Consider the following 13,345-nt stretch of genomic DNA (forward strand, 5'->3'; position numbering starts at 1 on the left):
GCGTGACCTGCTGACCGGCCGTGAACGACCACTCCAGCGTCCACCCCGACAAGGCGTCACCCAGGTTGGTCACGGTGACGTTGGCGCCGAAACCGCCTTGCCATTGGTTGGTCACGCTGTAGTCGACCCGGCACCCGACCGCCGCATTGGCATTGGTGCCGGCCGCGATCACCAGACCCCCGGTCAACGTCGCCACCGACACAGCCGCGGCGATACCGGCGATCCGGCTCCCCGTGCGTTTGCCAATGCGGACACCCATGCGTCGCCTCCTTGCGAACAGCACTCCCGGACAGCGTTTCCCCAATGGCGCCGACCACCGCCGACGGAGAGGATCGACGGTGGTCGGCGCATCCTGGGAACGCTCCCAGAGCATTGCGCAACTTTGCGAAACGAGCAACAACATTCACGTCGATGAACGGATCAGCGATTCACGGACGTGAATAGAACAGGTGTCGACAATCTTGTGAACAGACCTACACCCGGCCGACGCCCGCGCCCGCGGTGACCGACGACGGCACCGAGGAGGCCGGGTCCACCGAGTAGGCGTAGTAGGTGCGCGGCTCCACCACGGTGCCCAAGGTCTGCGGCGCGCCCGAGTTGACGTAGACGTTGTTGCGCTCCACCACCCGCCCCGGCCCGCTCTTGTCGTAGCCGGACAGGATCGGCTTGGCCACGTTCTCGAAGTAGTTCCCCTCGACCACCACGCCCGCGTCCTCCGTCGACGCCACGCCGTACAGCGAGTTGCCCCGGTAGTAGTTGTTGTAGACGTGCACGGGCTCGCCGAACCGGACGCGGGGGTGCCGCTGGTCGGTGCGGTCGAAGAAGTTGTGGTGGTAGGTGACCCGCAGCTTGCCCCGGTCGGCGGTGTACGTGTCGGAGTGGCCGAGCAGGGCGGCCTTGCTGTGGTCGTGGAAGTGGTTCCAGGAGATCGTCACGTAGTCGGACTCCCGCTTGACGTCGAGCAGGCCGTCGTAGCCGCGCGAGAGGTCGCAGTGGTCGATCCACACGTGGTGGGCCTTGTTGGTGACGCTGATCGAGTCGTCCGAGGCGTCGGTGAACCGCAGGTTGCGGATGATCACGTTGTTGCCGGGCCGGGTGGTGGACCCCAGCTGGAGGCCGCCGCCGGTGATCTCGGAGCCCGAGCCGACCCCGAGGATGGTCTTGTTCGCGACCACGGTCAGCATGTCGTCGCCGACCTGGATGCGGCCGGACACCGTGATGACGTAGGGCTCCTTGCGGCCCACGTAGTCGGCCAGGGCGTCGGCGGTGGTGACGGTGACGGCCTGGCCGCCCGCGCCGCCGGTGGTGCCGTTCTGGCCGAGCGCGTTGACGGAGGCGAACCCGTCGGCGACGGCGAGCGCCGAGGGGTGCTGGTACGGGGTGGGATAAGCGCCGGCGTCGCGCGGCGCGGTGGCGGCGAAGGCGGCCAGCGCCGAGCCGGCGAGCAGGCTCCGGCGGTTCAACGGGCTCATGGTCCCCTCCTCAGATCCGGCCCACGCCGACGCCGGCGGGCACGGTGGTCCGCAGGTTCGCGGCGTTGTCGGGCGTGTAGCTGTAGTAGGTGCGCGGCTCGACCACGGAGCCGAGCGTCTCCGGGGCGCCGGAGTTGACGTAGACGTTGTTGCGCTCGACCACCCGCCCCGGCCCGCTCTCGTCGTAGCCGGAGTAGATCGGGAAGGGCACGTTCTCGAAGTAGTTGTGCTCCACCAGCACGCCGGCGTTCTCGGTGGACGCCACGCCGTACAGCGCGTTGTCCCGGAAGTAGTTGTTGTAGACGTGGATGGGCTCGCCGAAGCGCACGCGGGGGTGCCGCTGGGCGGTGCGGTCGAAGTAGTTGTGGTGGAACGTGGTGCGCAGCTTGCCGGTGTCCGGGCCCGAGTTGGAGTCGGAGTGGCCGAGCAGCGCGGTCTTGCTGTGGTCGTGGAAGTGGCACCACGACACCGTGATCAGGTCCGCGCCGCGCACGATGTCGATCAGGCCGTCCTGACCGCCGCTGAGGTCGCAGTGGTCGATCCAGATGTGGTGCGAGGACTGCTGGACGCTGATGGCGTCGTCGTCCGCCCCGGTGAACCTCAGGTTCCGGATGATCACGTTCTGCCTGCGGTACATGTCCAGGCCGCCGCCGCTGATCTCGGCGCCGGGCAGGCCGATGACGGTCTTGTTCGACCGCAGGGCGTGCTTGCTGCTGAACCGCATGATCCCGTCGACCTGGATGATGTAGGGCTCGTTGCGGTCGCAGTAGTCCAGGAACGCCTCGGTGTCCCGCACGGTCACCACGGGACCGCCGATGCCGCCGGTGGTGCCGTTCTGGCCGAGCAGGTTGGTGCCCGCGAAGCCGTCGGCGGTGGCGAACGGCGCGGCCCACACCGGGTTGGTGGTGGTCGGGGTCCTGGCCGGCGCGGCCGTGGCGGCTTTGGCGGTGGCGGCGGTCAGGGCGGTGGCGGCGGCGCCCGCGAGGAGGCCGCGCCTGCTGATGGGGCTCATGGCCGGTCCTCTCAGATCTTGCCGACGCCCGCGCCCGCGGGCACGACGGTCGGCACCTCGGCGGCGCGGTGCGGGGAGTAGGCGTAGTAGGTGCGCGGCTCGACGACGCTGCCCCGCGTCTCGATCTCGTGGTTGCAGTCGACGAGGATGTTGTCGCGCTGCACCATGCGGCCCAGGTCGCCGCTGAAGTCGACCCGGCCGGGGTTGTTCACGCTGTAGAAGTAGTTGCCCTCCAGCACCACCCCGGCGTTCATCGCCGACGCCACGCCGTAGCTGTTGTCGCGGTAGTAGTTGTTGTAGACGTGCACCGACTCGGCGAACCGGACGCGCGGGTTGCGCTGGTCGGAACCGTCGAAGTAGTTGTGGTGGTAGGTCACCCGCAGCCGGCCGATGTCCTGCGCGCCGTTGTCGTCGTCGTGGCCGAGCAGCAGCGTCTTGTCGTGGTCGTGGAACCTGTTCCAGGAGACCGTCACGAAATCGGAGCCGCGCTTGATGTCGACCGCGCCGTCGTCGCCGTTGGAGAAGTCGTTGTGGTCGATCCAGATGTGGTGGCTGAACATCTGCACGTTGATCAGGTCGTCGGTCGCGCCGGACATCGAGATGTTCCGGATGATCACGTTGTGCACGGCGTTGGCCGGGGGAGAGGTCACGTCGTCGTCCACCGGCAGGCCGATGTTGAGCCCGCCGCCGACCAGGCGGGCATCGGTCCCGAGACCGATGATGGTCTTGTCGGACGACACGTCGTGCATGCCGTCGGAGTTGCCGGTCGGCAGCGTGATGGTGCCCTTGACCTGCACGACGAGCGGCCCGGGTCGGGCGATGTAGTCCAGGAACTGGGGTGCGGTGGTCGCGGTGACGACGGCGCCGCCGGCACCACCGGTGGTGCCGTTCTGGCCGAGCGAGTTGACGGAGGCGAAGCCGTCCGCGGTCGTGGCGGCGAAGGCGGGCGCCGCGCCGGGCGCGGTCAGCAGGGAGGCGGCCAGGGCGGTGGCGGCGACCACCGCGGCCCGGGTCGGGGCACGCCTGTTCCCGACGGTCGTGAGCATGGTTATTTCCTTTCCCGACAGGGGAGGCAAGGGCGGCGAAAGGATATTCTCATCGCACCGTAAGAGGTTGTTTCGAGTGTGTCAACGGGGGATTTCCGGTTCACATATGTGTTTGTTTTGGGCCGTTCCCGTTCACATACGTGTTCTATTCAGGGGGTCTTATTCCAGGTGATCGGGCATTCGACCGGTGTTCGACGACCGGTTCGACCGACCGGGTTGGACCGGGATGTCGCGCGCCGAAGGGGCGCGGGCTCGGGCCCGCCGGCGCGCCGGCTCGCCGTCCGGCTCCGCGCGCTCCCGAGGCGACCCCGGCGCGTGATCGACGGCGGGGGTCGGGATCCCACCCGAATGTCGCGTTGAACGCGACTGTGGCGTTGAACGCGACTGTGGCGTCCACCCGTCGGGTGGACGCCACAGTCGGTGCCGGGCGGGTCCTGCTACCCGGTCCTCATTCTCGTGATTGCATGCACTCGACCCAGGACGCGGTCGTGATGACGATTTCGGCCGGGACGGTTTCGGTCACCGTGCCGTCCGACACCCATATCCGTGCCTCGTACACGTCGATCGGGGTCGACACCGGACCTCCCACCTGGATGAACCCGTTGATCCTGACCCCGCCGTCGTCGGGGTCGGGGTAGTTGGAACCGGGCGGGATGTGGCTCCCCGTCGCGGTCCAACCCGGGGGTAGGTCGCGCATCCCGAAGTCGAGGTCCGTGGACCAGCTCCCGGTCACCGAGAAGATGAAGTAGGAGTTCTGGATCCAGCCGCCGGGGTTGTGTTGAACGCACATCCTCGGCGTGACGTCGAATTCTTTGAGGTGCCACGCGTGGGTTCGCGGATTCGCCTCCGCCGACGCGACGGGGGAGGAGCCGACCAGGGGAAGCACCAGTACCGCGGCAAGGGTGAGCACCGATCTGACGACCCGGGAAGTCAACCTCACTGAACCCCTCCTGAACTAGTGTGGAAACGGCTCGGCCGAACCTACTCACCACATCTCAGAGTCCACTGAGATTCCACGTCGGCCGCGACCGGCGAGAGGACCGGCCGGTGTGCCGCCCGACTCGTCGGTGGGCGAGGTCCCCTGGGACCACCCCGGGGGTGCGCCGCGGGAGGGCGGGGCGCCCCCGGGGCGCTTCAGCCCACCGGCCGGGTCAGGCCGGTGAAGCGGCGGGTCTGCGCGGTGATCGCGTCCTCGACCGGCATCCGCTCCAACGACGACGCGCCGTAGAAGCCGTGCACGCCCGTGGTGGCGGCGAGCACGTGCCGCACGTCCTCCGGTTCGGCGATCGGACCGCCGTGGCACAGCACCAGCACGTCGTCCCGCACGGCGTGCGCGGCGTCGGCCCACTCCTGGAGCAGCGCCGCGCCCTCGTCCAGGCCGGGGGAGGAGACCGCGCCGATCGTGCCGCCCACGGTCAGCCCGAGGTGGCAGACCACGATGTCCGCGCCCGCCTCCGCCATCGCCGCCGCGTCCTGCGCGGAGAACACGTAGGGCGCGGTGAGCAGGTCGTGAGCCGCGGCGGCGGCGATCAGCGACACCTCCAGGTCGAACCCCATGCCGGTGGCTTCGAGGTTGGCCCGGAAGTTGCCGTCGATCAGGCCGACGGTCGGGAAGTTCTGCACGCCGCAGAACCCCATGCGCGCCAGCTCGGGGAGGAAGACCTCCGGGTCGAAGAACGGGTCGGTGCCGTTGACGCCCGCGAGGACCGGCGTGCGCGTCACCACGGGCAGGATCTCCCGGCCCATCCCGACGACGACCTCGTTGGCGTTGCCGTAGGCCAGCAGCCCGGCCAGCGAGCCGCGGCCCGCCATCCGGTACCGGCCGGAGTTGAACACCGTCAGCAGGTCGACGCCACCGTTCTCCTGGCACTTGGCCGACAGGCCCGTCCCCGCGCCGCCGCCGACGACCACCTCTCCCCGCGCCGCCTTGGCGCGCAACCGCTCCAGGACCTCGGTCCGGCGAAACCGCGGCACGGCCGCTACTTCCCGCGCAGGTGACCGAGCACCGCGCTGATGTCGTGGTCGTCCAGGCCGTCCCGCACCGCCGCGGCCAGCCGCGCCCGGGCGCCCGCGACCACGCCGTCGGCGACGCCGCCCGCCTCCAGCACCAGCCGCAGGTCCTTCTCGGCCAGGCCGAGGGCGAACTGGGTGGCGCCCGGGTCGTCGAGCTTCTTGCGCACCCGGGGGACGAGGGGGCTGACGACGGTGCCCTCCAGGGCGGTCAGCGCCAGTTCGGTGTCGAGGCCCAGCTCGTCGGCCAGCGCCAGCGCCTCGCCGACCATCACGAACGAGGCCCCCAGCACGATGTTGACCAGCAACTTGACCGACGCGCCCGCGCCGAGCGGTCCGACGTGCTTGACCTTGCCGAGCACCGCCAGCACGTCCGAGGCCGCCGCGACGTCCTCGTCGGAGCCACCGGCGTAGATGCCCAGCTCGCCGGAGGCCGCCGCGGGCAGGCTGCCCTTGACCGGGGCGTCGACGAGCCGGACGCCGTCCGGCAGCAGTTCGCGCAGCGCGACGACGGCCCGCGGGCCGATGGTCGACATCTCCACCACCAGCGCGCCGTCCGCGAGGCCCGCGGCCGCGCCGTCCGGGCCGGAGAACACCGCGTCCACGGCCTCGGGCCCGGTCAGCATGGTGATCACCAGGTCCGCGCCGGCGACCGCCGCGGCCGGCGTGGCCGCGGCCTCGGCACCTGCTTCGACCAGCGGTTTGGTGTGTTCCGCGGTGCGGTTCCACACGGTGAGTTCGTGGCCCGCCGCCACCAGGCGGCCTGCCATGAGCGAGCCCATTCGGCCCAGTCCGAGAAACGCTAGTCGAGTCACGGGCGAGGAACGTACCGGAGGCCCGCGCTTCCGCAAGGGCCTTTCGGTCCGGTTCATCGACACCCAATGGATCCCTGATCGGCCTAGTAAAGATCACGCGTGGTAAGCGGCGGGGCCCGGGTCAAGGCAGAGTAAAGGAGATTTGTTTTCCCTATTGACACGAACGGTCTATTGGCCGTTCATCCTATGTTCACCTAGCGTTGCGGTCGCTCAGACGCTGTGAGGGCGTCGTTGCCACTGGGGGAAGCTTTGGCACCAACTGGAGCGCGCGCCGTCGAGCGCGCGCAGGACGAGCACGGGCACAGACAGCACGAACACGGGCGGCACGAGCGCGAACGGGGGAGCTCCGGCCTCTCGGAGCTGGTGTGGCGCCACGTCCGGACCCGACCGGGGGCGTGCGCCGTGCGCTCGCCCCGCACGGGCGAGTCCCTGACCTACCGGCAGCTGTGGGCGCGTTCCGGGCGCCTCGCGGCCGACTTGGCGCTCCGGGGCGTCGAGCGCGGCGAGGTGGTCGCGGTCGATTTGGGCCGCTCGGTCGACCTCGTGGTCGCGCTGCTCGGCGTGGTCCGCGCCGGCGGGGCCTACCTGCCGCTGGACGCGCACGCGCCCGCCGACCGCCGCGCCGTGCTGCTGGAGGAGGCCGGTGCCCGCACCACGCTGACCGCGGCCGACCTCCGGGACACCGCGGCGCCGGAGGGCGAGGACGGGGTTGTCGCGAACAGGGCTGTCGAGGGCGGGGACCGGGGCGTCGACGTCCGGGCGGCCGGCGACGACCCCTGCTACGTCAACTTCACCTCCGGCTCGACCGGCAGGCCCAAGGGCGTGGTCGTGCCGCACCGCGCGGTCGCCCGGCTGGTCACCGACGCCCGGTACTGCACCGTCGAACCGGGCGACCGCGTGGCCAACGCGGCGAACCCCGCCTTCGACGCCACCACCTTCGAGCTGTGGCACACCCTCACCGCGGGCGCCGCGGTGGTCGTCTTCCCCGCCGTGACCGAGCTGCGCCTCGACGACTGGGTCGAGCTGGTGCGGGCCGAGGGCATCACCACGGCGTTCCTCACGACCTCGCTGTTCCACATGGTCGCGAGGGAGCGGCCCGGCGCGTTCCGGGGCCTGCGGACCGTCGTGGTCGGCGGCGAGCAGCTGGACCTGGCGGCCTGCCTGCGGGTGCTGGCCGAGGACCCGCCCGCCCGGCTCGTCAACGGCTACGGCCCGACCGAGACGACGACCTTCGCCACCTACTACGACTGCACGCCCGACTCGCTGGCGGGCCGCGACCGCGTCCCGGTCGGGTTCCCCCTCCAGGACACCCCCGTCCACGTGCTCGACGCCGACCTGCGGCCTGTCGAACCCGGTGCGACGGGTGAGCTGTGCGTCGGCGGGCCCGGGGTGGCGCTGGGCTACCTGAACCGCCCCGACCTCACCCGCGAGCGCTTCGTGCCCGCGCCGGGCGGCGACGGCGTGGTGTACCGCACCGGCGACCTGGCCAGGGTCCTGCCGGACGGCGCGCTGGAGGTGCTGGGCCGCCGGGACCGGCAGGTCAAGCTGCGCGGCTTCCGGATCGAGCTGGAGGAGGTCGAGCGGGCCGTCCTGGCGACCGGCCTGGTCGACAGCGCGTTCGTGGAGAAGCTGGGTGAGGGCCCCTCCGCCTGCCTGGCCTGCGTCGTGCTGCCCGCGGGGGGCGACGCCGCCGACCCCGAAGGGCTGCCCGCCGCCCTGGGCGAGGCCCTGGCGCGGTCGCTGCCCGCGTACATGGCGCCCACGCGCTGGCAGGTCCTGAGTGGACTGCCCTACGGGCCCACCGGGAAGGTCGACCGCGCCCGGGTGTTCGAGTCCTTCCGGCCGGAATTCCACGAGAGCGCCGAAAAAGGTGTATCCACGGCCGACGAGCCCGTTCTTGTCAGTGTGACGGGACAGGTCGAACTCGTGTGGAAGGAGGTGCTGGGCGTGTCCACAGTGGAAGCCCAGGACAACTTCCTCGACGCGGGCGGCAACTCGATCCTCGCGATCCAGCTGGCCTCGCGGCTCCGCGAGCGCCTCGCGGTCGACGTGGAGCCCACCGACGTCCTGCTCGCCGACTCGCTGGCCGAACTGGCCGGCCGGGTGGGCGAGCGGGTGTCCGCCAAGTCCTAGCGGCACTCCGCCGCACAACCGTCGCCCCGGCCCGGCCGGGGGACCACCGCACCTCCCGACGCGCCCGGGGCCGCACCGCGCCCCGAGGTGTCCTCGCCATGCCCGATTCGGAGATCCCACGCGTGAATGACCTGCCTTCCGGCCCCACCAGGCTGGGTGCTCGCGTCGCGCCGCTCTCGTTCGCCCAAGAGCGGCTGTGGTTCATCGACGCCGCCGCGCCCGGCTCCGCGACCTACAACGTCCCGCTCCTGCTGAGCTGGCGCGGGACCGTCGACCTCGCCGCCCTGGGCGCCGCGCTCAAGGCCGTCGTGGACCGCCACGAGGTGCTGCGCACGACCTACCACCTGCGTGACGGCGCGCTGGTGCAGGAGATCGGCGACACCGGCGAACCGGACGTCGAGGTCGTCGACCTGTCCGGGGTGGACGGAGCCCGGGACCGGGCCCGCGCCGAGGCCGCCGCCCTCGCCCGGGAGGGCTTCGACCTGGCCGCCCGGCCCCCGCTGCGCTGCGCGGTGTGGCGCGGCGTGCCCGGCGGGGACCTGGTGCTGCTGGTGGTCCACCACATCGCCGTGGACGGCTGGTCGCTGCCCTCGCTGTTCGCGGACCTGGCGGCGGCCTGCGACGCGGTCGAGGCCGGCCGGCCCGCCGCGCTGCCGGAACCGCCCGTCCAGTACGCGGACTTCGCGGTGTGGGACCGGGCCGTGACCGACTCGCCCGCGATGGAGGAGCTGCTCGCCGCCCGCGCCGAGGAGCTGAACGAGGTGCCCGGCGACCTGGTGCTGGGCCCCGCCCGCCCGCGCGCCGCGGCGGCGGACGGCGACCGGCCCGGCGACGAGCACGCCTTCCCCATCCCGGCCGACCTGTGGCGCGGGGTGCACGACCTGGCCAGGTCGCTGCGCGCCACCCCGTTCGTGGTGCTGTTCGCCGCCTACCAGGCGGTGCTCCAGCGGTGGTCCGGCCGCGACGACTTCCTGGTCGGCACGGTCACCGCCAACCGGCCGCACGCCTCCGTCGAGGAGCTGGTCGGCTTCTTCGTCAACACCGTGCCGCTGCGCTGCCGCCCGGAGCCGGACCTGGCGTTCGCCGAGCTGTGCAAGCGGGTGCGCACCGAGGCGTTCAAGTCGCTGACCCACCAGCGCATCCCGTTCGACCGGCTGACCGCGCGCACCTCGCGCGGCACGGCCACGATCGGCTTCGCGCTCCAGAACATGCCCGCCCCGAGCGCGGACGGGCGGTGGGGCGCGCCGGAGCTGCTGCCCACCGGGACGGCGAAGTTCGACCTGATCCTGATCGTCGAGGACGAGCAGGGCAGCCCGCGCGGCCGCGTCGAGTTCGACACCGACGTCTACTCCGCCGAGGTGGCGGCCCGGCTCGCCGGGAACTTCCTCACCCTGCTGACCGCCGCCGTCCGCGACCCCGCCACCACCGTGGCGCGGCTGCCGCTCGGCGCGTCGCGGGAGGGCGTCGTCGTCGGCGCGCACCAGGACCTGGGCGGCGCGGTGTCGGTGCTCGACCTGGTGGGCGAGGGCTTCACGGACCCCGACGCCACCGCGGTCAGCGCCGCGGGCGACGCCGTGTCGTGGCGCGAGCTGGACGCCTGGTCACGCGCCGTGGCGCACCGGCTGACCGACCGCGGCGCGGGTCCCGGCGCCTTCGTCCCCGTGCTGGCCGCGCGCGGACCCGCGCTCGTCGCGGGCTGGCTGGGCGCGCTGCGCACGGGCGCCGCGTACGCGCCGCTGGGCCTGGACACCCCGGCCGACCGGCTCGACCACGTGCTCGCCGAGCTGGGCGCGCGGGTCGTGCTGGTCGACCGCGCCGGCGCGGCGCTCCTCGCGGCGCACGGCACGGACGTGGACGCCGTCCTCGTCGAGGACCTGCGCGGCGCGCGGGACGTCCCCGAGCTGCCCGCACCGGTGCCGACCGGCCGCGAACCGGCCGTGGTGATCTACACCTCCGGCACGACCGGCAGGCCCAAGGGCGTGCTGGTGCCGCACGGCGGGATGCTCAACACCGCCGTGTGGTGGGCGCGCGACATCGACCTCGGCCCGGCCGACCGGGTGCTGTGCACCTGGTCGACGTCCTTCGACGGCGCCACGCACGAGGTGTTCCGCTCGCTCGTCGCGGGCTCCGAGCTGGTCTTCGCCGACGACGTGGAGCGGCGCGACCCCACGGCGCTGGCCCGGCTGCTGCGCGAGGTCACCGTCACCTCGATGACCCCGAGCCTGCTGCGCGCCGTCCTCGACGCCGACGAGGGCGCCGCGCCCACGGCGCTGCGCGTCCTGTACGTCGGCGGCGAGGGCCTGCCCACCACGCTGGCCCGGGAGTGCCTGGACCGCTGGGGCGTGCCGATGCGCAACATCTACGGCCCGACCGAGGCGTCCTGCATCAGCACGTTCGCGCCGGTGGACCTGTCCGACGGGCGGGCGCCCGCCATCGGCGTGCCGCTGCCCCGCACCCGCGCCTACGTGCTGGGCGCGCACCAGGAGGAGCTGCCGGTCGGCGTCCCGGGCGAGCTGCACGTGGCCGGCGCGGGCGTGGCCCTGGGCTACCTCGGTCAGCCCGAGCGCACCGGCGCAGCGTTCCTGCCCGACCCGCACGGCGAAGGGCCCGACGCGCGGATGTACCGCACCGGCGACCGGGTCGTGCTGCGCGAGGACGGCCTGATCGAGTGCCTGGGCCGGGTGGACGACCAGGTCAAGGTGCTGGGCAACCGCATCGAACTGGGCGAGGTCCGCGAGCTGCTGGAGGAGCGGCCCGCGGTGCGCGCCGCCGCCGTCCAGGCCGAGGGCGAACCCCTGAGGCTCGTGGCGTGGGTCGAGCTGTCCGACCCGGACGCGCCGCCGCCCACCCGCGACGAGGTGCTCAAGCCCCTGCTGCGCTGGCTGCCCGCGGCGGTGCTGCCCGCCGAGGTGCACGTGGTCGACGCCCTGCCCATGACCGGCAACGACAAGACCGACTTCGCCGCGCTCGGCGGGCTGCGGTCGGTGCGCCTGCCGCACGCCACCGCGCCCGCCGGTGAGCTGACGCCCGACCAGGAGCGCGCCGCGGGCCTGTTCGCCGGCGCGCTCGGCCGCGACGCCGCCGAGTTCGGCGCGGACGCCGACTTCTTCACCCGGGGCGGCCACTCGCTGCTCGCGGTGAAGATGCTGGCCGGCACGCGGGCGGCGCTGCGGGACTTCCTGGCCGACCCGACCGTGGCCGGGCTCGCCGCCCTGCTCTCCGCGCCCGAACCGGAGCGCGTGGCGGGCCCGGCGGGGGACGACCGCTTCCCCGCGACGCCGGTGCAGCAGCGGTTCTGGTTCATGGACAAGGTCTCCGCGCTGCGGTCGGCCTACCTCGCGCCGGTGCTCACCGAGTTCACCGGCGAGGTCGACCTCGCCGCCCTGCGCGACGCCGTGGAGCTGGTGCTGGGCCGCCACCCGGCCCTGCGCTCCCGGTTCGCGCTGGACGCCGAGCAGCGCAAGGTGTTCTACCGCACCGACGGCGCGCCGCCGGAGGTCGTGGTGACCGACGCCTCCGGGTGGACCGCCGACGAGGTGGCCGACCTCCTGGCCGACGCCTCCTGGGCGCCGTTCGACCTCGCGGTCGACGCGCCCGCGCGGGCCGAGCTGGTCGTGCTCGACGACCGCGTCGTCCTCGTGCTCACCGCGCACCACATCGTCACCGACGGGTGGTCGCACCAGGTGCTGGCCGAGCAGGTCGCCGCCACCTACCGGGGCGAGGGCGACCTGGCCGAGCCGGTGCACCCGGCCGCGCTCGCCGAGGAGCCGGTCGCGGAGGAGCGGGTCGCCGAGGTGCTCGACGCCCTGCGCGGCGCGCCCACGGACGTCGAGCTGCCCCGCGACCGGCCGCGGCCGGCCGTGCAGTCCACCGGGGGCTTCACCACCACCGCCCTGCTCGACCCCGACGTCACCGGGGCGCTGCGGAGGGCGGGCGCGGAGCTGGGCTGCACCACGTTCATGACCACCGCCGCGCTGCTCGCGGTGGCGCTGGCCCGCCGCGGCGACCAGCGGGACTTCCTGTTCGCCTTCCCCTGGGCCGGCCGGGACCGGGCGGGCAGCGCGGACGCGGTGGGCATGTTCATCAACACCCTCGTGCTGCGGGTCGACCTGCGCGACGAGCCGACCTGGCGGGAGCTGCTGCTCCGCGTCCGCGACCACAGCACGACCTGCTACCGCAACGCCGACGTGCCGTTCGACGCGATCGCCGCCGCGCTGCACCCCGGCCGCGACCTGAGCAGGCCGCCGGTGACACCCGTCTACACCACGGCGCTGCCCGCGCCCGCGTCACCGCCGGACCTGGGACCGGGCACCGCCGCCCGGCACCTGCCGCCGGAACCGCTGCACGTCAAGTACGAGTTCGAGCTCGTTGCCACGGACCTGCCCGACCGGGTGGAACTGGCCGCTTCCTGCGCCACCGGACTGTTCGACGCCGGCACCGCGGCCGGCCTGCTCGCCTCGGTGACCGCCGCGGCGAGCGACCTCGCCGTCGACCTCGACGCGCCCGCACTCAAGGAGATCCGCAAGTGAACCCGCACACCACCACCGACCTCGCGGCCACCACCGAGGGGGTCCGGCAAGCCTGGGCCGAGGTGCTGGACCGCACGACGGTGCCGGACGACATCAACTTCTTCGAGGTGGGCGGCGACTCGCTGCTGCTCATCGTGCTGCTGGAGCGACTCGGCGGCATGACCGACCGCGAGCTGGAGGCCGCCGACCTGTTCCAGCACAGCACCGTGCGGGCCCAGGTCGAGCTGCTCACCTCGCCCGCCGCACCGCGCGAGCTGGTCGAGCTGGGCGCCACCAACCGCCGCGGCCTGCTCGGCCGCGCCCGCCGCAACGACCACGGGGAGTGACC

Annotated in this window: 10 protein-coding genes; 3 read left to right on the forward strand and 7 right to left on the reverse strand. The window is 72.8% G+C overall.

The window, feature by feature from the left end; all coding sequences use genetic code 11:
• The 7 genes from ABD223_RS41250 to ABD223_RS41280 all read right to left on the reverse strand — a co-directional run.
• Positions 1-259: cellulose binding domain-containing protein (locus ABD223_RS41250; RefSeq protein WP_344043400.1), on the reverse strand; the 259-nt coding region annotated here is incomplete at its 3' end.
• 214 nt (positions 260-473) lie between these two features.
• The gene (locus ABD223_RS41255; protein ID WP_344043402.1) at positions 474-1,472 is read right to left on the reverse strand and encodes a pectate lyase family protein; all 999 of its coding nucleotides are present in this window, start codon (positions 1,470-1,472) and stop codon (positions 474-476) included.
• A 10-nt stretch (positions 1,473-1,482) separates the two neighbouring features.
• Complete coding sequence (locus ABD223_RS41260) at positions 1,483-2,484, reverse strand: pectate lyase family protein (protein ID WP_344043404.1); 1,002 nt, start codon at positions 2,482-2,484, stop codon at positions 1,483-1,485.
• An 11-nt stretch (positions 2,485-2,495) separates the two neighbouring features.
• The gene (locus ABD223_RS41265; protein WP_344043406.1) at positions 2,496-3,530 is read right to left on the reverse strand and encodes a pectate lyase family protein; all 1,035 of its coding nucleotides are present in this window, start codon (positions 3,528-3,530) and stop codon (positions 2,496-2,498) included.
• Positions 3,531-3,978: 448 nt separating this feature from the next.
• A complete protein-coding gene (locus ABD223_RS41270; protein ID WP_344043408.1) occupies positions 3,979-4,440 on the reverse strand; it encodes a DUF5980 family protein in 462 nt (153 codons plus the stop codon).
• 224 nt (positions 4,441-4,664) lie between these two features.
• Positions 4,665-5,504 (reverse strand): phosphoenolpyruvate hydrolase family protein, encoded by an 840-nt coding sequence (locus ABD223_RS41275; protein WP_344043410.1) that lies wholly within the window; start codon positions 5,502-5,504, stop codon positions 4,665-4,667.
• Between the two features lie 5 nt (positions 5,505-5,509).
• Positions 5,510-6,412 carry an NAD(P)-dependent oxidoreductase gene (locus tag ABD223_RS41280; RefSeq protein ID WP_344043412.1) on the reverse strand — a complete coding sequence of 301 codons (903 nt, stop codon included), beginning with the start codon at positions 6,410-6,412 and terminating at the stop codon, positions 5,510-5,512.
• A gap of 192 nt (positions 6,413-6,604) precedes the next feature.
• Here ABD223_RS41280 and ABD223_RS41285 point away from each other — a divergent pair, with 192 nt between their 5' ends.
• The 3 genes from ABD223_RS41285 to ABD223_RS41295 all read left to right on the forward strand — a co-directional run bounded on the left by ABD223_RS41285 (position 6,605) and on the right by ABD223_RS41295 (position 13,343).
• Positions 6,605-8,488 (forward strand): non-ribosomal peptide synthetase, encoded by a 1,884-nt coding sequence (locus tag ABD223_RS41285; protein WP_344043414.1) that lies wholly within the window; start codon positions 6,605-6,607, stop codon positions 8,486-8,488.
• Between the two features lie 122 nt (positions 8,489-8,610).
• Complete coding sequence (locus tag ABD223_RS41290) at positions 8,611-13,017, forward strand: non-ribosomal peptide synthetase (RefSeq protein WP_344043416.1); 4,407 nt, start codon at positions 8,611-8,613, stop codon at positions 13,015-13,017.
• Positions 13,014-13,343 (forward strand): phosphopantetheine-binding protein, encoded by a 330-nt coding sequence (locus ABD223_RS41295; RefSeq protein WP_344043418.1) that lies wholly within the window; start codon positions 13,014-13,016, stop codon positions 13,341-13,343. The genes ABD223_RS41290 and ABD223_RS41295 overlap by 4 nt, the downstream gene beginning before the upstream one ends.
• The last annotated feature ends 2 nt before the right edge of the window (positions 13,344-13,345 follow it).

This window comes from Saccharothrix xinjiangensis, from assembly GCF_039527585.1.
In the GTDB taxonomy this organism is placed as follows: domain Bacteria; phylum Actinomycetota; class Actinomycetes; order Mycobacteriales; family Pseudonocardiaceae; genus Actinosynnema; species Actinosynnema xinjiangensis.